The 21,915-nt window shown below is 59.4% G+C and carries 31 protein-coding genes; 3 read left to right on the top strand and 28 right to left on the bottom strand.

Features of this window, described 5'->3' with window-relative positions:
• From QO034_RS13365 to QO034_RS13270, 20 genes are all read right to left on the bottom strand, one after another.
• The coding region (locus tag QO034_RS13365) for a hypothetical protein (protein ID WP_284486044.1) at window positions 1-329 on the bottom strand (329 nt) is incomplete at its 3' end.
• Window positions 329-1,309, bottom strand: a complete 981-nt coding sequence (locus tag QO034_RS13360; RefSeq protein WP_284486043.1) for a hypothetical protein — start codon at window positions 1,307-1,309, stop codon at window positions 329-331. The genes QO034_RS13360 and QO034_RS13365, both read right to left, overlap by 1 nt.
• A gap of 4 nt (window positions 1,310-1,313) precedes the next feature.
• Window positions 1,314-1,817, bottom strand: a complete 504-nt coding sequence (locus tag QO034_RS13355) for a hypothetical protein (protein ID WP_284486042.1) — start codon at window positions 1,815-1,817, stop codon at window positions 1,314-1,316.
• Between the two features lie 3 nt (window positions 1,818-1,820).
• Window positions 1,821-2,210: a phage upper tail fiber protein gene (locus QO034_RS13350; protein ID WP_284486041.1), complete on the bottom strand. Its 390-nt coding sequence runs from the start codon at window positions 2,208-2,210 to the stop codon at window positions 1,821-1,823.
• Entirely contained in the window at window positions 2,210-2,455 is a 246-nt protein-coding gene (locus tag QO034_RS13345) for a hypothetical protein (protein WP_284486040.1), read from the bottom strand. Before QO034_RS13345 ends, QO034_RS13350 begins: the two co-directional genes overlap by 1 nt.
• A 1-nt stretch (window position 2,456) precedes the next feature.
• Window positions 2,457-2,762 (bottom strand): hypothetical protein, encoded by a 306-nt coding sequence (locus QO034_RS13340; protein ID WP_284486039.1) that lies wholly within the window; start codon window positions 2,760-2,762, stop codon window positions 2,457-2,459.
• A complete protein-coding gene (locus QO034_RS13335) occupies window positions 2,743-4,152 on the bottom strand; it encodes a phage portal protein (protein ID WP_284486038.1) in 1,410 nt (469 codons plus the stop codon). Before QO034_RS13335 ends, QO034_RS13340 begins: the two co-directional genes overlap by 20 nt.
• The gene (locus tag QO034_RS13330; protein ID WP_284486037.1) at window positions 4,152-4,694 is read right to left on the bottom strand and encodes a hypothetical protein; all 543 of its coding nucleotides are present in this window, start codon (window positions 4,692-4,694) and stop codon (window positions 4,152-4,154) included. Before QO034_RS13330 ends, QO034_RS13335 begins: the two co-directional genes overlap by 1 nt.
• On the bottom strand, window positions 4,687-6,504 hold the full coding sequence (locus QO034_RS13325) for a phage terminase large subunit family protein (protein ID WP_284486036.1): 1,818 nt from the start codon (window positions 6,502-6,504) through the stop codon (window positions 4,687-4,689). Before QO034_RS13325 ends, QO034_RS13330 begins: the two co-directional genes overlap by 8 nt.
• Window positions 6,492-6,704: a hypothetical protein gene (locus QO034_RS13320; RefSeq protein WP_284486035.1), complete on the bottom strand. Its 213-nt coding sequence runs from the start codon at window positions 6,702-6,704 to the stop codon at window positions 6,492-6,494. The genes QO034_RS13325 and QO034_RS13320 overlap by 13 nt, the downstream gene beginning before the upstream one ends.
• Window positions 6,705-6,851: 147 nt before the next feature.
• Window positions 6,852-7,058: a hypothetical protein gene (locus tag QO034_RS13315; RefSeq protein ID WP_284486034.1), complete on the bottom strand. Its 207-nt coding sequence runs from the start codon at window positions 7,056-7,058 to the stop codon at window positions 6,852-6,854.
• Window positions 7,055-7,339 carry a hypothetical protein gene (locus tag QO034_RS13310; RefSeq protein WP_284486033.1) on the bottom strand — a complete coding sequence of 95 codons (285 nt, stop codon included), beginning with the start codon at window positions 7,337-7,339 and terminating at the stop codon, window positions 7,055-7,057. Before QO034_RS13310 ends, QO034_RS13315 begins: the two co-directional genes overlap by 4 nt.
• Window positions 7,332-7,841 (bottom strand): hypothetical protein, encoded by a 510-nt coding sequence (locus tag QO034_RS13305; protein WP_284486032.1) that lies wholly within the window; start codon window positions 7,839-7,841, stop codon window positions 7,332-7,334. Before QO034_RS13305 ends, QO034_RS13310 begins: the two co-directional genes overlap by 8 nt.
• 363 nt (window positions 7,842-8,204) lie before the next feature.
• Window positions 8,205-8,621, bottom strand: a complete 417-nt coding sequence (locus QO034_RS13300) for a BRCT domain-containing protein (protein WP_284486031.1) — start codon at window positions 8,619-8,621, stop codon at window positions 8,205-8,207.
• Window positions 8,622-8,718: 97 nt separating this feature from the next.
• On the bottom strand, window positions 8,719-9,435 hold the full coding sequence (locus QO034_RS13295) for a hypothetical protein (RefSeq protein WP_284486030.1): 717 nt from the start codon (window positions 9,433-9,435) through the stop codon (window positions 8,719-8,721).
• 9 nt (window positions 9,436-9,444) lie between these two features.
• Entirely contained in the window at window positions 9,445-9,831 is a 387-nt protein-coding gene (locus QO034_RS13290; RefSeq protein ID WP_284486029.1) for a hypothetical protein, read from the bottom strand.
• A 6-nt stretch (window positions 9,832-9,837) separates the two neighbouring features.
• Window positions 9,838-10,365 (bottom strand): hypothetical protein, encoded by a 528-nt coding sequence (locus tag QO034_RS13285; protein WP_284486028.1) that lies wholly within the window; start codon window positions 10,363-10,365, stop codon window positions 9,838-9,840.
• A gap of 137 nt (window positions 10,366-10,502) precedes the next feature.
• Entirely contained in the window at window positions 10,503-10,982 is a 480-nt protein-coding gene (locus tag QO034_RS13280) for a hypothetical protein (protein WP_284486027.1), read from the bottom strand.
• Window positions 10,983-11,051: 69 nt separating this feature from the next.
• Window positions 11,052-11,678, bottom strand: coding sequence for a hypothetical protein (locus QO034_RS13275; protein WP_284486026.1), 627 nt, complete (start codon window positions 11,676-11,678; stop codon window positions 11,052-11,054).
• On the bottom strand, window positions 11,660-12,289 hold the full coding sequence (locus QO034_RS13270; protein WP_284486025.1) for a hypothetical protein: 630 nt from the start codon (window positions 12,287-12,289) through the stop codon (window positions 11,660-11,662). The genes QO034_RS13275 and QO034_RS13270 overlap by 19 nt, the downstream gene beginning before the upstream one ends.
• Window positions 12,290-12,591: 302 nt before the next feature.
• Here QO034_RS13270 and QO034_RS13265 point away from each other — a divergent pair, with 302 nt between their 5' ends.
• Window positions 12,592-12,855, top strand: coding sequence for a cupredoxin domain-containing protein (locus tag QO034_RS13265; protein ID WP_284486024.1), 264 nt, complete (start codon window positions 12,592-12,594; stop codon window positions 12,853-12,855).
• Here QO034_RS13265 and QO034_RS13260 read toward each other — a convergent pair.
• The 6 genes from QO034_RS13260 to QO034_RS13235 form a co-directional block, all read right to left on the bottom strand.
• Window positions 12,848-15,037 (bottom strand): phage NrS-1 polymerase family protein, encoded by a 2,190-nt coding sequence (locus QO034_RS13260; RefSeq protein ID WP_284486023.1) that lies wholly within the window; start codon window positions 15,035-15,037, stop codon window positions 12,848-12,850. The two genes, QO034_RS13265 and QO034_RS13260, sit on opposite strands and share 8 nt — an antisense overlap.
• On the bottom strand, window positions 15,030-15,794 hold the full coding sequence (locus tag QO034_RS13255; RefSeq protein WP_284486022.1) for a phosphoadenosine phosphosulfate reductase domain-containing protein: 765 nt from the start codon (window positions 15,792-15,794) through the stop codon (window positions 15,030-15,032). The genes QO034_RS13260 and QO034_RS13255 overlap by 8 nt, the downstream gene beginning before the upstream one ends.
• Window positions 15,795-16,023: 229 nt before the next feature.
• The gene (locus tag QO034_RS13250) at window positions 16,024-16,308 is read right to left on the bottom strand and encodes a hypothetical protein (protein WP_284486021.1); all 285 of its coding nucleotides are present in this window, start codon (window positions 16,306-16,308) and stop codon (window positions 16,024-16,026) included.
• The gene (locus QO034_RS13245; RefSeq protein WP_284486020.1) at window positions 16,305-16,730 is read right to left on the bottom strand and encodes a hypothetical protein; all 426 of its coding nucleotides are present in this window, start codon (window positions 16,728-16,730) and stop codon (window positions 16,305-16,307) included. The genes QO034_RS13250 and QO034_RS13245 overlap by 4 nt, the downstream gene beginning before the upstream one ends.
• A gap of 58 nt (window positions 16,731-16,788) precedes the next feature.
• A complete protein-coding gene (locus QO034_RS13240) occupies window positions 16,789-16,974 on the bottom strand; it encodes a hypothetical protein (protein WP_284486019.1) in 186 nt (61 codons plus the stop codon).
• Window positions 16,967-17,146, bottom strand: coding sequence for a hypothetical protein (locus QO034_RS13235; RefSeq protein ID WP_284486018.1), 180 nt, complete (start codon window positions 17,144-17,146; stop codon window positions 16,967-16,969). Before QO034_RS13235 ends, QO034_RS13240 begins: the two co-directional genes overlap by 8 nt.
• A gap of 536 nt (window positions 17,147-17,682) precedes the next feature.
• On the opposite strand from QO034_RS13235, the gene edd reads away from it, so the two are divergent.
• Together edd and eda are read left to right on the top strand one after the other, a co-directional pair.
• On the top strand, window positions 17,683-19,491 hold the full coding sequence (gene edd / locus QO034_RS13230) for a phosphogluconate dehydratase (RefSeq protein WP_284486045.1): 1,809 nt from the start codon (window positions 17,683-17,685) through the stop codon (window positions 19,489-19,491).
• Window positions 19,492-19,495: 4 nt separating this feature from the next.
• Window positions 19,496-20,140 carry a bifunctional 4-hydroxy-2-oxoglutarate aldolase/2-dehydro-3-deoxy-phosphogluconate aldolase gene (eda, locus tag QO034_RS13225; protein WP_284486017.1) on the top strand — a complete coding sequence of 215 codons (645 nt, stop codon included), beginning with the start codon at window positions 19,496-19,498 and terminating at the stop codon, window positions 20,138-20,140.
• Window positions 20,141-20,206: 66 nt separating this feature from the next.
• Here eda and QO034_RS13220 read toward each other — a convergent pair whose 3' ends face one another.
• Window positions 20,207-21,058 (bottom strand): ABC transporter permease, encoded by an 852-nt coding sequence (locus tag QO034_RS13220; RefSeq protein ID WP_284486016.1) that lies wholly within the window; start codon window positions 21,056-21,058, stop codon window positions 20,207-20,209.
• Window positions 21,055-21,912, bottom strand: coding sequence for an ABC transporter permease (locus QO034_RS13215; protein ID WP_284486015.1), 858 nt, complete (start codon window positions 21,910-21,912; stop codon window positions 21,055-21,057). The genes QO034_RS13220 and QO034_RS13215 overlap by 4 nt, the downstream gene beginning before the upstream one ends.
• Window positions 21,913-21,915: the final 3 nt, after the last annotated feature.

Here is a 21,915-nt window from a genome sequence, read left to right as displayed (position 1 = left end):
CCTACCTGCTCACCATAAATCCCCGGCTCGACCAGCACGCAATCCCCAGCCCGCGCCGCTATGACGGCCTCGGTGATCGTTTTGTAGGCCGTGGCAGGCGAAAGCCCATCGCCAGACGACGGCACAGTGCCATCAACATAGCGGTAAACGCCCGAACCTGTTGGATGCAGGACATTTCCACGAGGGCTGAGAAATTCCGCCTCGCCTCCGATCGGTCCCGCAAAATCCACATCATCTGGATCATGCTGCCCTCGATAGATCGCAGATGACGGTGCAGGCGGCGTCTGGACATTAGCCGTCACCGAGAATATCGGGTTCATATTGACCATTATGCTGGCTCCACGAGAATTGAGTGAACGGCAAATTTTTTGCCTGCGGTGCCAGCGCGGGAGCGTATAGTGATATACATAGCCGTCCCGCTTGCAACGATCGTTTGAGTCAGAGTCATAACAGCACCAGCGCCTGCCCCGTCACCCAGAAACCGGTCTGTACTTGAGCCTAAAATGTTACTTCCACCGGCAGTAGTGCCGACTATAAATTCACCCATCACAGAGGATACTGGATTTTCGGCCCCGCCGTCACCTAGCAGCATTTGAGCCTCAATGGTGACCGTATAGCTGACGCCATCCTCAACAGTGATCGCTGTCGTTGTGAAGCCAGTCCAAGCACTCCCCAGCGTGTACTCAAGCTGGTCGTCGGTGCCGTTGTAGACCATGGTCCCGTCACCGCTCGTATAGTTCGCGCTGGTGTCGCTCGTGAAATCGTCATCCCACGGATAGGCTGCTGCTGCCTCAGTTGTGAAGGTGGCTGAAGTTGCGACGTTCGAGCGGTTCGCAGCCGCATCATCATGGACGTAATGCGCCTTGTATCCGGTGCTGGCGGTCAAGCCAGTCTGATCCGCAACAACTTGTGCGCCAGTTCCAGACACCGCTTGCGATCCGCTGACCGTTGCCCCTGTGCCCGCCACAATGTCTGCGGCACTTGGAGTGGATGCCGATGGATAGATGCCCCAATACAAGGTGCCGTTGCCCTCGTCTGTCGTCACACCAAGCGTCGTCGCGCCTGTGGCACCATTCGCCGCGCCAGTCGGAGCGGAAAGGATCGGAGCCGTCACATCAGGTGCGGTTGCAGTTCCGGTGCCGGGAGCGTCAGCCACGAACATGTTGTAGGCTCCTGCTGCCGCCACCGTGAGCGCATTGGGAACGCCGCTGTCGTCGCGATGCAACTCACAAGCAGACGTGAGCGCGACCTTGTTCCCGTCCGTCGGCAGGGTCACGCTGTTTGGGATGGTGATGAAATACTTTGGCATTTTCTTATCCTGTCACGGTCAGAGTGAGTTCCCCACCAACTACGGTTGGTGTCGATGGTGGTGTTGGGTGATCAGTCACGGTCAGCGTTAGTTCACCTCCGGTGATCGCCCACGTCCCTGCATCGGCAAGCGTGATCTCCTGGCGCAGAACATTTGACAGCGCGCCGCCGTTGCTGGCGACAAGGGACAGATCGTAGGTGCCTGCCGCAATTGCTGAGAAATCGAAAGCGATCACGTTCGCGCCTGCCGAGATTGCATCAGGCCCGCCGCTGTCTGTGATCCCGCCCGCGACAATCGTGTCTCCATCTGGGTTCGTGCCAACTGGATCGAGGCTCCAATACAGGTTGGAGACAATATCCACGTCCAGTGAAAGAGAGGTAGGTGCGCCGGTGTCGTCCAGATTAGAGAGGACTGGTGCGGCCGCAACCGCTGTATAAATCAGGCTTGCCCCGCGGTAACGCTTGGTGATTTCGTTCGCACCGAAGTATATTTTTCCTGCGACGGGCATGGCTTACCCAACGATATGATAGATGGTGTTGGCGTCAGGCGTTCCGATCGCGTCATAGTTCGCCTGGCTGATAATGACCTGGTTGGCGATCGCGGTGGCACCGGTGATCCCCGTGACGTTACTGACCACGGCGAGACCGACCTTGGTGACAGCGGCGTCGTCGTAGGCGTTCGTGTCAGCCTCGGCCTCGTACAGTACCTTGATTTCCGCGCCCGTCTGGTCGGCGGTGGCGCCAGCCTCGATCGCGGCCAGCTTGGTAGCATCGCCGCTCGCCATTTCTTCACGGGCGTAGAGTTCGACAAAATTCTCGTTGATCTTGCCGCCAGCGTCCCGAAGCGTGTCGCCGGTCCCGTCATCTGCAACGGTTCCCGTGTTGATTGGTTGATATGCCATTACGATACCTCGTCAAATGTGCGGGATGTGTCGTCAAATGTGAGCGACGTTGAGTCGAATACCGGCGCCGCCGGCGCACCACCGGGGGATCCCGCCTCAAGTGCCGCGACACGCGCCTCAAGTGCGGCAAATTCCTCGGTGGAACTGCCAGCGAAGAACCGCGCCATCTCGACAAAGACGCCGCTACTCATGGTCTCGGGGAACACGATCGACGCTATCCGGTATTTGGGTGTCAGTTCAACCATGTCACAGCCAATCCCTGATTGTGATGATCACAGGGGTACTCTTGACGACGTCACCGGTCGGGGACTCCAAGGTGACGCCAAACTCCGCGTCGCCCTCGGTCCACTCGCTCGTGTCGGCCTCACGAACCTGGAACGCGGTGTGCCCCGCGTCCAACCAGGTCGCGGTGAGCGGCACCCGTCGCGTGTGCCCTGCCATCAAGATCGCTGCGGTGATTGACCACGCGGAAAGATCGACAGCGTCATCAAGCGCATCCAACACGGACATCGGGCCGGAAAAGTCGAACGTCTCACCCCTGTTGAATATCATTTTGACCCCCATCGTCGCTGTTTTGTGACGTCCGTTGGAGTCCGAACTCGCTCATCAACTCATTGTCGCGCTGAATCTCGGCGAACAGGTCACGCACATCCATGCCTCGATCCGCTGCGATTTGCGTGTACGAGGTCTGGTAGGTCTCAAGTGCCTCGGCGTTCGCGCTAATGTCCTTGGCGGGGTCGATCCACGTCCACCCGCGCCCGCGGAACTTGGCGTCCTTGACAGTGGTTGCGAGACGGGTCGGGGCGATCGAGGATCCACCGGACAGCGCGTGCATCCGCGCCCAACGCCGAAAGATCGGCTTCATTGCCATGCGGATGAAGAACCCTTGCTTGCCCTTGTAGAAATCCCGGTCCTCCTGGATGACGGAACGACCCGTCGAATAGGAAACGCCCGCGGTTTCCATGCCCAGGGCGAACGTCGAGATACCGGCACTCATGGCGATGTCTTTCTTCACCTGTGCCTCGAAACTGTGATAGTCAGTCTGCGACCCGCCGGGGTCGAACTTGTCGAACCGCATGCCGTCGGGGAGTTGCTTCAAGGTGCCAGGTTCGACGTTCATGGTGAACAGTTGTTCGTCGTCACCGCCCGTTTCCGTGCCGTCGGCCAGCGCCGCAATTCCGTCAGCCTTGGGCATGTCGCGACTGAAGAAACCCATCATTGCCGCCGCGATGCGACGGTTCATCGTCTCGGCCTCACGGTATCCGTCGAGCATCTTCACGGCGTTGACCATTGCGGCCGCAGGCGGTTCCCCGCGCGTCTGGCCGGGGCGCAGTCGCTCGTAGACGTGGACAATGTTCGACGCCAGGACACGCCGGTGCCGGTTCTTCTGTTGCGTGTGACCCGGTAGCATGTCGCCAGGGTGTTCAGTCAGAAGGTGGTAGGCGACCGGGACACCGAGCGCGTCGATTTCCACACCCATCTTGATCTGGTTGCCGGTAATCTTGTCCGTCGTGTTGAGTGTTTCGTCCAGCATGTCCGGTTCGAGCGGGTTCAACGCAACCATGTCGCGGTATTTCGAGTTCTGCACGATTTCGAAAAGGAACTCGCCGTCGCGGCACCACGTTGCGATCATTTGGCGCTCGAAATCAACCATGTGCATCACGCCATCGACGGTCGGTCTCTCGCACCAGTCGGACCACGCCTGTTCGACGCGCGTGTTGCCCGATTGCAGAGTGAAACCCCGCTCGCCGACAATGTTGTCCTGCATCAACTGGATGTATCGCCTCACGGTGCCCGAGTTTCGAGCGAGGAACCGCGCCTTGCGACGGACCTCGGCGAGACCAACGGACAGTTCGTAATCTGCGGATCCCGACGACCGGATGAAATCGCCGTATCTGGCGACGGTCTGCGCCGCGGAGTATCCTCGCTTCTCACCCGCCATTAGACAAACCCTACTTTAACGGTATTGTTGTTTTTGCGGCGCCCGGTGATCTGGTTCGGTTCACGGCCGACCTCGGCAATGTAGTATTCCCGCCAGTCGGTCAGTTCGCGCACACTCATTTTGGTGATCGAGCGCGATTTGATGGTGTAGGACTCAACGTCGCTGTCTGCACGCCCTTCCAGAATACTCTCGATCTTCTGGACCATGATCCTGGCATGTGACATCCGATCGTTTGGTGTCGCAAAACACTGAATGGTTGACGTTCTGACGACCGCGGCCTCATCGTCCGACAGTCGCGTGACGACCAGGTCGAGGACGTACTGACCGGGCACCAGGTTGCCGGTGAATGCGGAGTTGGCCGTGAATGTCCACAGGTTGTCAGTGAACACACCCGCCAGCGTGTCGGTCAAATGCTTCTGTGAAAACAGATACTTGACGGAAAACAACGCCGGGTCGTAGTCGTCTGTGATCGTCCACGAACTGAACGATCCGACCATCACCGATGCTGGTTCCTGGGTCTGCGGCGCGAAAGGATCAGTCATTTTTCCACCTATCGACCCAACTTTCTTGAGGCTTTCGCGCCCTCGGTTTCGTGCGCGGCATGATTTTCTCTATATCATGTTTGAACTTTTGTCGCAACGCTGCGCGTCTTTGCGCGTTCAGATCAACCGACAACATTTCGAGCGCCGCGGTCGCGTAGACGCGCAAATCGAACGGTTCATTTCGCGGCCGGATTTTGAACCACTCGGAACGGCGGAACCCCTTGACGAACCGGGTGCGATATTCCTCGGCAGTCATACCGCGGAAATAGTCATCTCCGTACTTCTCGGTCGCAGGGAACGCGCAATACCCCGCCTCGTTGTTCTCGACCTTCAACCGCGACACCACGATTTCCTTCAGCGTGTCCACACCGAGCGGGAACAGCGGAATCTTGCGGATGTTGTTGCGCGACGGGCGACCGACCGCGGGCTTGCCGCCGCCGGCGACACCCTTGATTGCGAAGACGTTCGGAATGGTCGCGGAAAAGTCGTAGACCGCGGTCGTGTAGTGACCACCGGAGTCCATGCACCACGCCCGCGGCGCGATGTCGCCGAATACCGGGTGTTCCCGCGGCTGCGCGATGTAGCGCCGCAGTTCCGCCCAGGGTTCGGGCGTGGACAGGTCGCCATAGATCACATGGTAGTCGATCGACCAGCTTCGATAGTCGTCGCCCCACCCCACGACCTCGACCTCGAACCGGTCGTCCTGCACGTCGATCGCGCCCGTCAACAACGTGACGCCTTCGGGCACGGGTGTCACGTATTCCGTCCGGTGATCCATGACGTCGGACCAATCAAGGCGTTTGCCGGCTTCCTCCCAGGTCTCGCCGAGGAACGTGTTCACCCAAGTCTTCAGGAGTTCCGGGTTCCCCTTCGCGTCGAGGAAGTCCCGCACCCCCTCGGCCAGCGGCGCAAAGGGACTGTAAAGCTGCGACAAATGATATGAGACATTGCCGTTGAACGGTCGTTGAGGCTTCCAATAGCCTTCTTTGACCGCCTGGTTCCGTACTGTGTCGTTCCATTTTTCCCCGCAATGTTCACATTCATAGAGCGCCGTATAAGGGTCGCCGTCCTGCCACTTGACCTGTGCCCATTTAAGCACCTGGAACGCGCCGCACTCGGGGCACGGACAGTGTCGCTGGCGCATGTCGCCATTCTCGTATTCTTCCTCGATCCGCGACTCGCCCTTGTTGCCGGGTGTCGAGACGAAGATCAGCACGCGGTTCCAGAACGTCGTCGTCCGCTTGACCGCCAGGTTGATCGGGTCGCCCTCGGTCCCGGCGCTGCGTTCGAAGCGATCGACCTCGTCGCACAGCACGATCCTGATGGGGCGCGACGCGAGACCGGCCGGGGCGTTCGCACCGACGAGCGCGAGGATCCCGCCGGGGAACTTCTTGCCCATTATGGTGTTCTCGGAGTCGCGGCTTTTGGCATCCTTCACGATCCCGCGCAGCGCCGGCGTGTCGCGCAGCATCGGTGCCAGACGTTCCTTGCTGAACATCTTGGCGCTGTCGATTGTCGGGCTGACGTGCAGGATCGGGCAGGGATCCGAGTGCATGAAGTACGCGATCACGTTCTCGACAAACGTCGATTTAGCCACCTGTGCCGAGGACATGAACGTGATCCGTCGAACCTTCGGGTCGCCGACCATGTCCATCGGTTCGCGCATATACTCGGTGCGTTCCGTCCGGTAGTGACCGGGCGAAGCGGATGATTCTGCGGACAGGCGACGATACTCGTCAGACCATTGCGAAACAGTAAGGTCGGGCGGCGGTGCGAGTACCGACAGCGCCCGTTCTATTAGTCCTGGCACACCTTTTCACCCCACCCGCATGCGAGCGCGGTCAACAGCTTCTCACCCGTGCCCCGCATCCTGCCGATGTCGTCGGTCAGTAGCGCGGACGCGTGCCCTTTGCGCAGGTTCACTGTAGCGTCCTGCACCGCGTCGCTACCTTGCGTGCTGGCGCAGGCGCTCAAGGACGTCATCAGGAGTCCGATCTTTAGAAATCGCATGGTCTATCCTTTCGCGTGTGTCTCGATAGTCGATCGCCTCTTTCAGTTCGTCGCGCGACCGCTGGTCCGATGCACCACGCATGTATATCCCGCCAGCGACGAGAATTGCCACGGCCACCGCGCCGCCGATCATGTAGACCCGCATCATCATTTCAGACCCGGTGCGGCACGCAGACCGATCAGCCCGAGACCGCCCCCTATGAGAATCGCGGGTTTCACGCCGCCCAGGAGGGACGACACGAACTCGGCGATGTCGGTAAGTTCATGAATGGGTTCGGCGGCGATGAACACACCGGCACCGACTTGCATGGCGCCAATCCACCACGTCATCGACCGGAACTTGAGATATTTCATACCTTCCCCTCCCGAATATCCTGAAGCATTCGCAATATTTCAGATTGGTTCTGCGTCGCCATGAGACTTGCGCTTTCGGTCGTTCGCGTGGCCCGCTCAAGGTTGGTCAGCGCGACCTCGACCTCTTTGTGTTGGAGTTCCTGACGCTGCTCCAAGAGGTCGATGCGGCGGCTGTCTGTCAGCACGCGGCGAACGAACCATCCGGCTACGGCCAGCGCGGTCGTCACGGCGATCAGGACGATACCCTCGAATGAGTTGGCGAACATGCCTTTTTCAGCCATCGTCGCTTCCCCCATTCTCGGACAGTTCGTTGAGCGCGTCGTAGACAGCGTCTTTGATCTTCGCCTGGATCGAGTGCAGTTCCGGGTCGCCGGCGACCAGTGGGGCGAGCGCGGTGGGCATTTTGAGCAAGCGACTGCGGACCCGCATCAATATCTCTTGCCACCCTTCGACCGTTTCCTCGATCGGCACAAGCAACCCCTCGGCGACCTCGTTCTCACGTTCGGCCTTGATTGCTTGCGCTTCCTTCAGCCTCGCCTCGGCTTGGTTGCGATCGGCGGCGCCCGCTTTCGGCTTGGACCCCGATTGCTTATTGCCACGGTGCGTGGACAGCCAAATTCCAAAATGCTTGGCAGAATACGTGCCGTCAGCGTTGCGCGGCGGCGGGTTGTCTTGCTTCTCCCATTTCTTCATTGTCTGCACGCTGACATTCGCCAGGACGCCCGCGGCCTCCTGGGTTAGCAGGAAATCACCTGCGACGATGTCATACTTGGGGCGTGTCACAAATTACACCGGTTTTGGTTGTTTTCCGTCCACTATTAGCAGATTTGTGAGAAACAAACCATGTTTTTTCTGAAACACCTGCGAATCGTTCGCAACTAGAATTTTACTGCGGTCGCGCGTTACCCTCGACGCAACAATATTTCACAGGACCCGTTAATTACGCAAGATTATTGCGCGAAAGAATGTTGCGCTGCACAGATCACGCACGAAACAATCGATCGCGTCACCTACATGCAATTGATAATCACTCGCAACTGGCGATCAGACAAAGAAAAACCGCGCGACCAGTGAGTCGCGCGGCGTATCGCTTCAGTGTGTGGGCGGCGTGCTAGGTTACACGGCTGGACTGATAGAGCGATGGAGTCAAGTGAACTGCGACCATGCCTTGATCGGCACGCCCATCTTGCGGGCATCATGTGCCTTACGTCCACCGCCGTCGCCATAGACGACAAGTGACGTCGCGGCCGATACTCGTGATACGACACGATAGCCTTTCGACTCGGCGATTGCCACGCATTCCTGGCGCGTCATGTCGGAAACCTTGCCGGTTATGGCGATTGTGCGGCGGGTGTCGCGTGCTGGCAATTTCAGCTTGCGACGCAACGCGGGTTCCGACATTTCGTCGGGGTCCTGCAATTGCAGATAGCGCCAATAGGGCAACACATGACAATCGGGATATTCCGAGTCGGCCATGCGGTTAGCCTCTTCACCGGTCATCAAATGCGGATAGACCCAGTGGGCATAACCGTGCTCGCAAATGCGGAATATACCGTGTTTCATAGCGTCACCAAGGCGGTTGCTGCGGCGCCTATGATCACGCCGCGCATTGTGGGGTATCGCGCCAGGTAGAGCAAGACTCCTGCGATCGCGGCGTACTTCATTTCGCCACACTGCCGAGCGGAGTCGACTCCCATGGTTTGGCAAACGCAATGCACCATTGCGCCATTGTCTTGACCGCGCGGTTTGCTCGATCATCAGTCAGGTAGTTGAATATGCGCCAAGCGCGAGTCGCCTTGTCGCCCTGCCAGAGGGCGTTGTGTATCAGACCATTGCACGAGATGTCCTCGCAAAGTGAATATTCCGCCCATTGGTCCCATGTCTCACCACGTTCTGTTTCCAGATACGCAATCAAGAGCGTGCCAAGTTGGTTATGGTCCCATTCCGACAATCTGCCCCAATGGCGCCAATCATTTCGATAATTCGAAATGAACCCATCGCATGACGTGAAACGCTCTTTCGTAACTCGATCGAGAATCGCGCGGTCAGTTTTCCGCACCATGTCGGCAACCGCGTCGCGTGAAACGTCAATAAACACGCGGTCAGTTGCGAAATTGTATTCGCGCGGACTCGTCATCTCTACGAACGTCCCATCCTTCAGGTATTCGGCAATGAAGGACTCGGCATACTCTTTCGCATATTCTCGATACGCATTGCCCCATTGCGCCGCGTCAAAGAATAAATCCGACAACGATTCCGGAATGTCACATGGCATTGCATCCGACCAAGAGTCATAGACCGATTCCAGTTCGCGGTTTACCTCGTCCTCGTGAATTGAACCATAGAACCCGTCAAACGGTATTTGAATTTCCATCATTCCGACTCCCTACGCGTTGGCTTTGATGATGACAAAACGAGACCGCAAACCCACATGATGCGCTATCGCTTTCAATGCGTCATCAATCGCGGTCATGCCGACTCCGGCAATCGCGCTATCGAATTTGAAACCAGCGGCGCCGAGCGCATCCGCAACGGCCGCGGATTGTTTGCAGTATCCGCCGCCACCAGCCCTGCCGCCACCGCCACCATAGCCAAGCGGATCGTGTGTCCAGACGCATGCGTAGCACGTTGAACCCGGCCAATAGGTCCGGACTATGACAATTTCGCGGCCAGTGTTCAGATCAACAAGTGACCATTGGCAATCGAGTTTACCGTCTTTCCTGTATTTGTGGATACCGTCCGTCGATTGCGGCGTGAATGATGTTACTTGCATGATTTGTTACCTCTGTTCTGTCAGCGCCGCGATTGCATCGCGCGCGGTTTCCATTGCTTCAGTTGCCAGTTCCCGCGCGACGTCGCCGAGATATGAGTTATCCGAGTCGGGGTAGTTACATTCAATGCCCCAAAGCGATTCCGTTGCCAGTTCGATTCCGTTGCGCGAAACCGTGACAACGACTCCGCACCAAAACCATTCGTCATCGCACCAGGCTTTCAACACGCGAAAGTCACGCATTGCAGCTTGCGCGGCGTGACGGATGGGACATGGCGAAAACACGCCAAGACGTCGCGCAATCTTGCATGCGCCCTGAAAGTCATAGAAACGCCGCAATCCACGATCTTCACACAAAACCATCTCACCCGGCAGTTTCGCGCGGTGTTCCCATCCGGTCACGTTACCATGTCCGTCGTGTTCTTCCCAAGGTGCGCCAGTGAAAGGGTCGTGCTCAATCTTGGCGGTCACTGTAAACCCATCTTGAGTCCATTCGATCGTGTCGCCGACACATACATATTTGTCGAATTGTTCCATCGTTTGTCACCTCTGATTCGCTAAACCTGCCACTAAATTAGCGCGCTAAGTCACCCAATACAAGCGGATTCGACATGGCGTGCCGCACCGCAGCATGACCTCGCTGCACCGCAGCACCCCTCCGGGAAAAACCGACGTCAGGTCCGGAAAAAACCAAGGTGTCCGGAAAAAACCGACATTGCCTTGTCCATCGGCAGGCACTTGATCGCACGCCTGGCAGCGTCACGCTCCATGTTGATCCGCTCGTGCAGGTAGACTCGCATGTTCTCGCTGCGCGACGCCTCGATCTTGCGCTCGTACTCACTGACCGCCAGCTTGCGGCGCAGTATGAACTTGGCGACCTCGTCCTCGTCTCGGCGTTCCATGATTTCCACAAGGGATGTCAGGTCGGGCACGAGCGTATAGCTGTCGGCGGCACGCTTGATCGCCGACTGGTGCCTGGAACTGGTCGCGCTGAAGGTGTCAGCGTTGACCAGGAGTTCGTCACCGGAAAAAACCGCGATGACGTTATCGTAGGAAGTCAAAATACCGTTTTTGAATTTAAAATTGCCGCGTCCGTTGCTGGCAAAAGGGACGCGCCGTGCGAGAAATAGCACAGGGATGTCCTGATTGTTCATCGTCATACCTCCTAATACACCCATCAGATGTAGGAGTCGGACGTCACAGAGTCAACTATTTTGTGTTGACTACCCCGGAAAAAACCGACTTGTGCGTATCGAACGGTCCATTGCCGTGTTCCAGTGTCCGGAAAAAACCCGCAATGCTGTCGCTTCAGCGTCCTCGTAGAACCTGAAGCTGCGCCCGATCTGCGCAGTCGGCACAATCGAGTACAGCAATTCGTTCTTGGCGCCCTTGCGCCCACGCTTGATGATGAATTTGCGGGTACCGCGGGTCAGGACGAAGACGTCCTTGCGCTCACCGACGCGCCAGGGCTTCATGTTCGCGCGGATCCGGCCGTTCCCTGACCGCATCTTGTCGGGCGTCGTCGGGACAGCCACACGGCCACCGGATCGACCCGTCTTGGTGCCACCCGTCGCGTGCGTGGCGAGATAGTCCCGATCGAGCGTTTGCTTCAGCACGGTCTCAAGGCGGCTCTTGCTGGCGAGCGGGATCACCCGCCAAAGTTGCCGCGGGAACCTCTTGTTCCGCACGACAAACGAGTTCGGATAGGTCGACTCCACGATACGACGGCGAACGTCGAATATGCTGTCGTTCAACGCCTTCGATGTGGCAAACGGAATTTGTCCGCGCCAGAAGGCGTGAACCTCCGACATGGCTTGGTCGATGTCGCTGCTTATGTCGATCTGTAGCATGCCCCGTCATACCACAGGTCTCCGTCTGCGACTAGACGCTCGATGATGAAACGTCGCAATTTGATACCCCCGGTCGCCTTATCGACAACCGTGTCACCAATGGGCACGAAGTCGCTAGATGACCGGAAAAAACCGATGACCTCGTTGCGCACCGTTTCAGGGATTGGTCGGCGAACATTTCTCACCTCGATTTCAGTCACATCGGGAAACCGTGTCAGTATTTCGTACAGCTTGCACTTCGGGACTGCGGCGGCGCTGGTGATCGGTGGACCGAACACCATGTCGAATAAAATACCGTCATCGGTTGTTCCGACACGATCAGGGCAATAACCGTGTTCCAGAAAAAACTCCATGTGGTGAACATATACGACAGGTTTGCCGTTAATTTTACCGCACGGTTTGACGTGATTGAGAACTCCGGTGTTTCCGGCAATGGTTGGCATCCTTCGCGGATGGTCCATGTCATATAACGTGCCGTCATGCATCGTTCCGATTCGACTCGGGACGTAACCATGAGATTCGTAGAATTTAATGCGGTGCACATAAATTACAGACTTGCCGTTAATTTTACCGTTCGGCTTCAGATGATCGAGAATATTCACAGGGGGCATGTCAGGACTCCAGACAGACAGAACTTTTTCAGTCGCTACGCTATATAACATGGTGCATACATACATGGTGTATACTACATACATGCTCTTACTACTACTACTCTAAATATAAAAAGTAGTAAAGTAATGACAGACCCGTCGCAACCCACTGTGAACATTGAAAAAAACCGTGTCACACGCTCGGTCACACCTGCCACGACTTTGGGATTATCGTTTAGAATCAACGAAGTCACCACTTGCGTCTTGTCACGACTCGATTAGCGTGCTAAGGTGATTCGAGACAAACAGGAGATTACTGTAAAATGACCCAAATTGACGCGCGGACAGCGCAACGCACCGACGGACCCCACCAGCCGCTCACCGTGCGCCTGGCACTCCACGATGCGATGAACACGGCCCTGACCCACCCCGGCGCCAACCTGACGATCGACCAGGCGCTCGGTCCCGATGGTTCACCGGTTGACCTGAAGACGCTTCAGATCACCGTCGCGCAGATCACGCCCGACGACTGGAAGATCGTAACCAGTCGCCGCTCTGGCGCACTAGAGATATGGAGAGTCAGGTAGGATAATGCTGCGCCTTGACGTAGTCCTCCGAGGCGCCCGGTTTCTTGTAGAGCATCGGGCGCTTTCGGTCTTCCTGTATGAGCGGCGAGGTCGCACGACCCCACTGTTCATACCCGAGGTCGGCGAGAATATCCGCTAATTTGTTACGTCCGATTCGGAACCCGCGGTCACGCATGAGTTTGTCGAGTGCCCACGACGACACCCATCCACCGATGAACCCCGGCGTGTTGTCCTCCGCGGCCTCAAGTATCTCGGTCTCGATCGGTCCACGGGACTTGCGCACGGCAGCGGCGGTGCTACTGGTCTCGGGTGCGCGGTGGCAACCCTTCGCCGGATCCAGGTCGTGCGGTATCTCGTAGTTCGTCAGGTAGTGTGCAACAGCGGCATACCCGCCCTCGTCACGCAACCAGTCGTACAGCTTGGGGAAATAGTTCCCGTCCATACCGTCGCGCTTCAGGTCGTCAATGGATTGCTGCGCGGTGAAGAATATCGCATAGCGACGATCGTTGCGCGACTTGATGACGGCATCCTGGTAGTTCGTGCAGAACCCGAAGTTGCAGCGGTTCTCGATCATCCGCTTGTCAACGCCCTTGTTCTCGACCTCGATCCGCAGGTTGGTGATGATCGTCTTCAGGATGTCCAGGGTCTCCCGACGCCCTTCCATGTGGATTTCCTCGAACGTCGAGAAGATTTTCCCCTCGATCCACCCGTTGAATTGCCCGCCGATCTGCCGGGGGTTCGGCATGTGCGAATACCGCTCGCCGACAGCATACGCCACCGTCAGGAAGATCAGGGTCTTGCCGTTCCCCTCGCACCCCTGCAACACCGGAGTCCACTGGAATTTGATACCGGGGTTCTGCACCACCGAGGCGCAGTAGGACAGGAGAATCTGACGGTCGCGTTCGTCCGGTAGCAGTTTCCCCATGAGTTCGAGGAACCGGCTGACGTCGCCCGGTGTCATGTCCACATCGGGCTTGACATAGGTGTTGACCGACCCGTCGTTCAAGATCAGCCCCGGTGGCAGATCGGGTCTGAAGCACGGACGGATTGCCTGCGGGAACCTGATCGCGCGGTTCTCGGTCAGTGCCTCGAACGCCTTGGCGGTCGGCTTGGTGCCGTCGGGCATCGTCTTGAAGATGTGCCCACCATAGCTGGCGTTGAATTGCTCGGGCTTCAACAGGGATCCGTCGGGCACCAGGACGCGGTGCAAGTCCCTGATGTAGACGCAGCCGGCGAAGTGCTTCGCCATGTCCGGTTCCGTCATGTAGACGTCTGCCGTGCCGCCACCCGTGGCCGCAGGCGTGACGGGGCGATCGTAGACCTTGTTGCACAGTCGCGCGGCGTTCTGCACGGTATCGCGCCGATAGTCTGCGCGTTTCTCGTACTTGTCCCGCATGAGCGAGGACCGACGAAACAACCGGTCCATCCGCGGCATGTCCTTGCCGGTCCAGTAGGCCAGATGCGACATCAGCGCGGCGTCGGCCGACGAGTGATCGAACCCGCCGCCACCATCGAACGCAGGGTAATGCTTCGCCAGGACCGCGGTATCAGCATGCCACAGGTCACATACCGTCGCCTTCAGCCCGAACGCCGCACCGGCGCCGCCCTTCGACGCCAGCATTGCCGCTACGAGCGCGTCGTCGTCGCCGACCCATGTGTAGGCAGGATCAACGCCTTCGGGCAACTCGCCGAGATGTTCGCGTTCGGGAACCATGCGTAGAAGCTGGTCTGTCCAGTCCACATCTGGTCTGGTCGTACCGCCAATAGGATTCCACCCGGTAGATCCAAAGGCAACAAAACGCCCATCGGTGTAGAACTCAAGCCACCCATCCCATTTGTTCCTTCTGTCTTGGAGTTTCGACGGGTCGCAACGACCAATGATGTGCAGTCCGGTGCCCGACTGCGAGACCTCGCCCCACGCGCCGGTGAAGGACAGGAATATCGCCTCGGCCTCTGCGGTCCACGCCCCGTCCTCGGCGCGGCACTTGTCGAGGTCGAGGAAGAACAGGCCATCCTCGGCGCGGATGTCGAAAGCCACACCATGCGCCGACGCCGCGGCGGTCTCATAGTCCGTATGGTTCGCCGGGTCATGTGCGTTGCATGGCGTGCCATCGGCACGGCAGGGAACCTTGCGGCCGTCGATCAGACGCCAGTTCAGGAAGCGAGGGGGGAGTTCATTCATCGGAGAAACACCCGCATCCGCGATAGTCGTACTCTCCAATTTCGATCTGACCATCCTCAACCGCCTCTTTGAATTGCGCGAGTGTCAGGTAATTGACATCCCCGTTTACTGTCTTTCGCAAGAACGGTCTGGCAGTCGGACCTATTTGCTCCATCACTTGTGACATCCGTTTCTCATGCTGATCAAACCTTTCAGGGAATGATGTCATCAATGTTTTGAATTGCTTCAGCCCCGCCTTGACGCAGAACCCGCCACAGTTGTTGTGTGGAAACCCGTGTTCGTACAGTCTCGGCATCTTGATCCCAGCCAACGCCAAAATCGCCCCGTGTTGTGGACGGGTGATCTTGTGCCGATTAAGCAGCGAGACAATCGGCCGGTCTCCCCAAACACCCTGTGCCCGCTCGATCCGGTCCTGTTCCGACCAGTCCATTCCCAGAACCAAGGCGTCACCGGCACCGGCGAATTTGTCGAGAAACCGCATGACGGGGCGCGTCTTAAGTTCCGTCGAGCAATGCGCTGTTCGGGTGTTCCCGATGTATCGCTTTTCGACAAAGATGTCCCACGGGTCTTTACCGGTTGTCAGGGTAATGAGTTCCTTGCTGCACGCACGGGCAATGTCTCGGTTGAAGCGATAGGCGTCTTCATCCTCGATTAACGTGTCGGCGAAGACGAGTTCGAAGTCGTATCCGAACCGACGCGCGGTCAGTGCCGAGACGCCGCTACCGACACCCCCTGATAGGCTAATCCAGTGCTTCATTTGCGACGCAAGTCTCCGTTCAAAAACCACCATTCCCGCCGTAGTTCTTCGGCGCGAGTGTGCAGTCCGAGTTTTCGGAGGACATGCTTGTAGTACAGCATGACCTCGTAAGGCATCCCCAAGACCTTGAAAGTCACGTCCGCAGGAACTTCAGCGCGACCGACGCCGCACGATACCGACGGAACCCGGTGTACCCCAGGTCTTCCAGTTTCTCACGGGTCTTGAACCCTTACTGAAGCGAGTCGATGCAGCCGTGACCCTTGACGTCCAGGACGACATGCCCGCCACCCACCGGTGCCTTGCAATACCACAGGGACGCGCGTCGGGTGATCAGGTTCAACCAGAACTTGAGCATCGACTTGCCCGACGCCAACCAGACGAACGTGCATGCGTAATCTTCACAGTCGCCGTAAATCCATCCGCTGTGCTTCAGGATCTTCCACTCGTTCTTGGCGTCACCCGCCGGCATGAACCGCGCGTTCAGATCGCGCCGTGTTTCCTCGATATTTTTCATTCCGTGACCTCCGTGAGTGCTGCGATAAGATCGAGAACAGCTTGCGCCACCGGCTTGCCGATGTACGACACGATGAGTGCGGCCAGGACCAGTTCAGTTGCTGCCTCGTTGAGTGTTGTACGCTTCTCGGAATCGATCGTCACGGTCTCGGGGTCTTCCATCGTCGTGATGTCGATTGCCGCACGTTTCGATTTCGACACAATCTGCCAGATCAGCGCATTTGAAAGCGGGATGTCCACATTACCGGGACCGGATCGTGAACGTCCATAGTAGCGATTCTTCGTGACACCGGATATCACCCATTCCTTTCCATCCTCTATCCGACCCTCACTGACGGATCCGACGACCCGCACAATGTCGCCGATCTGCACGTTGAGTTCCGCCAGTTTTCCGAATTTAATACCCATAGTCTCGCCTTTCATTGTCGCAGTACCCCAAGTCCATGCACCACATACTCGTCCTCGTCGGTGGCCCATGCCGTCAGCACCAAATCAGCTTTCTGGCTTCGCTCTCAACCTTGCGCCAAAGAATGTCTGCATGATCGCCGCGCATCATCATTTCGGCCTGATACATGGTATCTGTCGTGCGGCGATACATGTGGCCGCGATTGTTCGGTTGCCAAATTCCCGGTCCCGAGAATTGCATCTTGCTCCACAGATCAGTCATTGTCGCAGTACCCCAAGTCCATGCACCACATGCCGCGCTCATAATCGCTCGGTTCCGATGTCAGCCACCAGCCAGCGGCGATGACGAACGCAATCAAGATGACGATTTTCATGGCATTTGGCCCTCGTTTCGCCCCCGGTTCAGCGGAAAATCCGTCGAAATAGGTGGGCATTGGTGATGATTTTCCGTTAATTTACAGTAACGTGCCGTGGTGGTTCTGTCTTCGGGAGGCAGGGGCCGGAGGTTCGAATCCTCTCACTCCGACCAATGTCACATCCCGAACGGATTGCATCTTTTCCGCAGGTCGTCCGTTTGCTTCGTGGTTTTCAACCGCCCGCGACATGCGCACTTTCCCTTTGCCGCACGCTGGAAACGATACGCCGGCCAGACCGTGCTTGGCGGGTTGGCCCGTCCTCGCAGGGTTCGGGCCGCCTTCCTCTGGCGAAACGGGAAAACATACAGGCCGGATCCACCCGTTATCGCTAACGTTCACGGTTGCTTCGGGAACGGTTCCCGGTCAGACTGCCTGCCATGTCCGAGGACGGTTCAGCGGCAAGATATGGTATCGGCACCCTACAACGCACGGCGCGGGGCATGTTTGCGCGACAAGTGCGTCAGCGCCCGTGACAGCCGATTGCCCTTCCTGCAAGGCGCGATCGCTGCATGCGAAACCGTCCGGCCCGCCTCTTCTTCAAGGTGACGACCTTCATGCGACTGAACCCGACACTTCGAACCGTAACCGACCGGATCATCGAACGCAGCGCGGCGACCCGCAGGCCCTATCTGGACAGGATGCGCGCCGCCACGGCCAAGGGTCCGGCGCGGCGGCATCTGTCCTGTAGCGGCCAGGCGCATGCCTGTGCGGCTTCGGGACCGGACCTGGATGCGCTGGCCGCTGGAACCGCGGGGAACCTGGGAATCGTCACCGCCTATAACGACATGCTGTCCGCGCATCAGCCGTTCGAACGATTCCCCGACCTGATCCGCGCGGCGGCACGGCAAGCGGGTGGCACGGCGCAGGTTGCCGGTGGCGTTCCGGCGATGTGCGACGGGGTCACGCAGGGCGAGACCGGCATGGAGTTGAGCCTGTTCTCGCGCGACGTCATCGCCCTGGCGGCCGGCGTCGCTCTGAGCCACAACACTTTCGACGCCGCTGTTTTCCTCGGGGTTTGCGACAAGATTGTGCCCGGACTGGTGATCGCCGCCCAGGCGTTCGGCCACCTGCCGGTCGTGTTCCTGCCGGCCGGACCGATGACCAGCGGCTTGCCCAATGATGAAAAGGCCAGGGTCCGCCAGAAATTCGCCGCCGGCGAGGTCGGACGCGAGGCGCTGATGGCGGCGGAAATGGCGGCCTATCACGGCCCCGGCACCTGCACCTTCTACGGCACCGCCAACACCAACCAGATGCTGATGGAATTCATGGGCCTGCACCTGCCGGGAGCGAGCTTCGTGACGCCCAACACCGAATTGCGCGATGCCCTGACCGCCGAGGGCGCGCGCCGCGCGCTGGCTCTGAGCGCGCTTGGCAATGCCTATACGCCGGTCTGCGATATCCTGGATGAACGGGCCTTCGTGAACGGAATCGTCGGGCTGAACGCCACCGGCGGCTCGACGAACCTTCTCATCCATCTCGTCGCAATGGCGCGGGCCGGTGGCATCCTGCTCGACTGGCAGGATTTTTCCGACCTGTCGGACGCGGTGCCGCTGATGGCGCGGGTCTATCCCAACGGTCTGGCCGACGTGAACCATTTCCACGCCGCCGGCGGGTTGGGTTACATGATCGGCGAATTGCTGGAAGCCGGGCTCTTGCACCCGGACACCCGGACCGTCGCGGGCGAAGGGCTGGCGCGGTACACCGCCGAACCGCGCCTGAAAAACGGCGTGCTCAGCTGGGAAACGGGCAGCGGCACATCGCTGAACGACAAGATCCTGCGCCCCGCCTCTGACCCGTTCCAGCCCGATGGCGGGCTGAAACGGCTGTCCGGCAACCTTGGAACGGCGGTGATGAAAGTGTCCGCCGTTGCCTCGGAACATCGGATCGTGCAGGCTCCGGTGCGGGTGTTTCACGATCAGGACGCGGTCAAGGCCGCCTTCAAGGCCGGGGAATTCACCGGGGACACAATCGTTGTCGTGCGCTTCCAGGGACCCAAGGCCAATGGCATGCCGGAACTGCACAGCCTGACGCCGCTGCTGTCGATCCTGCAGGGGCGCGGTCTGAAGGTCGCGCTGGTGACCGACGGGCGCATGTCGGGCGCATCGGGAAAGGTGCCCGCCGCGATCCACGTCTGCCCCGAGGCGCTCGACGGCGGGGTCATCGCCCGCCTGCGCGATGGCGACCTGTTGCGGGTCGATGCGGATGCCGGCGCGCTTGAGATCCTGACCGAGGGTGTGCTCGACCGTCCCGCCGCCACGGCCGATCTGTCCGGGAACGAAGCCGGGCTGGGCCGCGAACTCTTTGCCAATTTCCGCCGCGCCGTCGGATCGGCGGAGTCCGGCGCCACCATTTTCGGAGACTGATCCAATGACCCTCACCGCCATGCAGGCCAGCCGGCACACGCGCGGGATCTGCGCCCGCGCGCCGATCATCCCCGTGCTGGTGATCCACGACATCGCCCATGCCCGGCCGCTGGCCGAGGCGCTGGTCGCCGGCGGACTGCCGGCGCTCGAGGTCACGCTGCGCACGCCCGTGGCGCTGGAGGCGATCCGGATCATGGCAGAGGTTTCCGGCGGGATCGTCGGCGCCGGCACGCTTGTGACGCCCGAGGACGTCCGGGCGGCGCGGGTGGCAGGGGCGCGTTTCGGCGTCTCGCCCGGTGCGACGGACCGGCTGCTGGATGCCTGCGAGGCCCATGACCTGCCGACCCTTCCGGGGGCCGCCACCGCGACCGAAGCGATGCGGCTGCTGGAACGCGGCTATGACATGCTGAAATTCTTCCCCGCCGAAGCCTCCGGCGGTGCCGCCGCGCTCAAGGCGATCGGCGCGCCGCTGCCACAGATCACCTTCTGCCCCACCGGCGGCGTCACGCCGGCTAATGCCGCATCCTACCTGGCCCTGCCCAACGTGCTCTGTGCCGGAGGGAGCTGGGTCGCGCCGGCCGATCTCATGGCGGCGGGCGACTGGGCCAAAATCGAAGCCCTCGCGCGAGCGGCCCGCGCCCTGAGCTGATATCCGTCCGCAGGAGGACGCGGCGGGCGGACAGGCGCATGCAAAACGTCAGCTTGCCGCCGCGGATCAGGACCGGCGCTGAAACGCGATCATCACCAGCGCCAGAAGCGACGATCCGATCATCAGCAACAGCGATACCGCATTCAGCAGCGGCGTCGATCCTTCCTTCAACCGGTCGAACATCGCGACGGTCAGCGGGGCGTCGGAACCAACCAGCATCAGCGTGGTGTTGAAATTCTCGAAACTCATCAGGAAGGCCACCACCAGCGCGCCGATGATCGCGGGCATCAGGTAAGGAATCGTGATCGTACGTACCGCCGTCAACCGGTCCGCGCCGAGGTTCAGCGCGGCCTCTTCCAGCGTCTGGTCGAATTTCTGCAACCGCGCGGAAATCACCAGCGTCGCGATGGTGGTGATGAAGGAGAACTGCCCCAGCACGACCAGGACCAGACCGGGGCGCAGCATCTCGGCGTCGTATTTCACCGCATCCCACAATCCGTTCGCCACGGTCGAGGAAAACACGAGAATCGAAATGCCCAGCACGATGCCCGGAATGACCAGCGGCAAAAGCATCAACACGTAAAGCAGCCCGCGCCCGCGGAACCGGTAGCGGTTGAACAGGAAGGCATTGCTGGTGCCGACCGCCACGGACAGCAGCGCGACGCAGGAGCCGACGATGGCCGAGGTGCCGATGGCGCGCAGGATCGGACGTTCGTGGAACACCCCGATCATCGGTCGCTCGTCACCGAAGAACCAGTTCCAGGTGAAGCCCTCCCAGGGCAGCGACGGGAACTGGCTGTCGTTGAAGGCGAAGACCGCGACCACGACAAGCGGCAGCGCCAGGTAGACGAAGAACAGCAGGACATAGGCCATATAGGCGGCGCGAAAGGCGCGTGGCTGCGGGATAGACGGGATCATCCCATCGTCCTTTCCAGCGTCTGCCCGGTCAGCCGAAGCGTGCCCCAGACGATGACCGAGGACAGGAACAGCAGCATGAAGCCGAAGGCCGCTCCGAGTTCCCAGTTGAAGCGCACGATGAACTGGGAATAGATCAGTTCGGTGAACCAGAGGCTGTCCTTGCCCCCCAGCATCGTCGGCGTCAGGTAGTTGCCAAGCGACAGCATGAACACGACGATGCTGCCCGACACGATCCCCGGCATGGCATGCGGAATGATGATCTCGCGCAGCACGCTCAGCCCGGACCCGCCAAGATCGTAGCCCGCTTCGATCACCGCGTCGTCCAGGCTTTCCAGCGTCGTGACCAAAGGCACCACCATGAACAGCATCGAGGTGTAGACCAGCCCGACCATGATCGCCGCGTCATTGTAGAGCATCTCGACCGGCCCGGTGGCCAGACCCGCCCATTGCAACAGGCTGGAAAACAACCCCGTCTCGCGCAGCAGGATCATCCAGCCGAAGGTGCGCACCAGTTCGGACACCCAGAACGGCACCAGGCACAGCAGGAACAGTGCCGACCGCGTGCGGCCTCTGGCCATCTTGGCGATATAGTAGGCAACCGGAAAGGCGATGATCAGGGTGATCACCGTCGCCAGGACCGACATCACCGCCGTGCGCAGGAACGTCCACATGTAGAGCGGTTCGCCAAAGAAGATGCCGTAATTGGCAAGGCTCGTCGTGTATTGGCCGACGCCGACCCGTTCGCGCAGGCTCAGCAAGGCCATGTCCACATGCGGGATCAGGATCAGCAGGCCAAGCCACAGCAAAAGCGGCGTCAGAAGCAGGAAGAACCCCAGCCGGGCTTGCGATTGCATCGG

Source organism: Sedimentitalea xiamensis (genome assembly GCF_030164465.1).
Lineage (GTDB): Bacteria > Pseudomonadota > Alphaproteobacteria > Rhodobacterales > Rhodobacteraceae > Sedimentitalea > Sedimentitalea xiamensis.
This window is presented reverse-complemented; position numbering and strand designations above follow the sequence as displayed.

Coding starts and splice junctions, on each gene's coding strand:
- QO034_RS13360 (WP_284486043.1), bottom strand. CDS start 1,309: ATGCCAAAGTATTTCATCACCATCCCAAACAGCGTGACCCTGCCGACG.
- QO034_RS13355 (WP_284486042.1), bottom strand. CDS start 1,817: ATGCCCGTCGCAGGAAAAATATACTTCGGTGCGAACGAAATCACCAAG.
- QO034_RS13350 (WP_284486041.1), bottom strand. CDS start 2,210: ATGGCATATCAACCAATCAACACGGGAACCGTTGCAGATGACGGGACC.
- QO034_RS13345 (WP_284486040.1), bottom strand. CDS start 2,455: ATGGTTGAACTGACACCCAAATACCGGATAGCGTCGATCGTGTTCCCC.
- QO034_RS13340 (WP_284486039.1), bottom strand. CDS start 2,762: ATGATATTCAACAGGGGTGAGACGTTCGACTTTTCCGGCCCGATGTCC.
- QO034_RS13335 (WP_284486038.1), bottom strand. CDS start 4,152: ATGGCGGGTGAGAAGCGAGGATACTCCGCGGCGCAGACCGTCGCCAGA.
- QO034_RS13330 (WP_284486037.1), bottom strand. CDS start 4,694: ATGACTGATCCTTTCGCGCCGCAGACCCAGGAACCAGCATCGGTGATG.
- QO034_RS13320 (WP_284486035.1), bottom strand. CDS start 6,704: ATGCGATTTCTAAAGATCGGACTCCTGATGACGTCCTTGAGCGCCTGC.
- QO034_RS13315 (WP_284486034.1), bottom strand. CDS start 7,058: ATGAAATATCTCAAGTTCCGGTCGATGACGTGGTGGATTGGCGCCATG.
- QO034_RS13310 (WP_284486033.1), bottom strand. CDS start 7,339: ATGGCTGAAAAAGGCATGTTCGCCAACTCATTCGAGGGTATCGTCCTG.
- QO034_RS13300 (WP_284486031.1), bottom strand. CDS start 8,621: ATGAAACACGGTATATTCCGCATTTGCGAGCACGGTTATGCCCACTGG.
- QO034_RS13295 (WP_284486030.1), bottom strand. CDS start 9,435: ATGATGGAAATTCAAATACCGTTTGACGGGTTCTATGGTTCAATTCAC.
- QO034_RS13290 (WP_284486029.1), bottom strand. CDS start 9,831: ATGCAAGTAACATCATTCACGCCGCAATCGACGGACGGTATCCACAAA.
- QO034_RS13285 (WP_284486028.1), bottom strand. CDS start 10,365: ATGGAACAATTCGACAAATATGTATGTGTCGGCGACACGATCGAATGG.
- QO034_RS13280 (WP_284486027.1), bottom strand. CDS start 10,982: ATGAACAATCAGGACATCCCTGTGCTATTTCTCGCACGGCGCGTCCCT.
- QO034_RS13275 (WP_284486026.1), bottom strand. CDS start 11,678: ATGCTACAGATCGACATAAGCAGCGACATCGACCAAGCCATGTCGGAG.
- QO034_RS13270 (WP_284486025.1), bottom strand. CDS start 12,289: ATGCCCCCTGTGAATATTCTCGATCATCTGAAGCCGAACGGTAAAATT.
- QO034_RS13265 (WP_284486024.1), top strand. CDS start 12,592: ATGACCCAAATTGACGCGCGGACAGCGCAACGCACCGACGGACCCCAC.
- QO034_RS13260 (WP_284486023.1), bottom strand. CDS start 15,037: ATGAATGAACTCCCCCCTCGCTTCCTGAACTGGCGTCTGATCGACGGC.
- QO034_RS13255 (WP_284486022.1), bottom strand. CDS start 15,794: ATGAAGCACTGGATTAGCCTATCAGGGGGTGTCGGTAGCGGCGTCTCG.
- QO034_RS13250 (WP_284486021.1), bottom strand. CDS start 16,308: ATGAAAAATATCGAGGAAACACGGCGCGATCTGAACGCGCGGTTCATG.
- QO034_RS13245 (WP_284486020.1), bottom strand. CDS start 16,730: ATGAAAGGCGAGACTATGGGTATTAAATTCGGAAAACTGGCGGAACTC.
- QO034_RS13240 (WP_284486019.1), bottom strand. CDS start 16,974: ATGACTGATCTGTGGAGCAAGATGCAATTCTCGGGACCGGGAATTTGG.
- QO034_RS13235 (WP_284486018.1), bottom strand. CDS start 17,146: ATGCCCACCTATTTCGACGGATTTTCCGCTGAACCGGGGGCGAAACGA.
- edd (WP_284486045.1), top strand. CDS start 17,683: ATGCGACTGAACCCGACACTTCGAACCGTAACCGACCGGATCATCGAA.
- eda (WP_284486017.1), top strand. CDS start 19,496: ATGACCCTCACCGCCATGCAGGCCAGCCGGCACACGCGCGGGATCTGC.
- QO034_RS13220 (WP_284486016.1), bottom strand. CDS start 21,058: ATGATCCCGTCTATCCCGCAGCCACGCGCCTTTCGCGCCGCCTATATG.
- QO034_RS13215 (WP_284486015.1), bottom strand. CDS start 21,912: ATGCAATCGCAAGCCCGGCTGGGGTTCTTCCTGCTTCTGACGCCGCTT.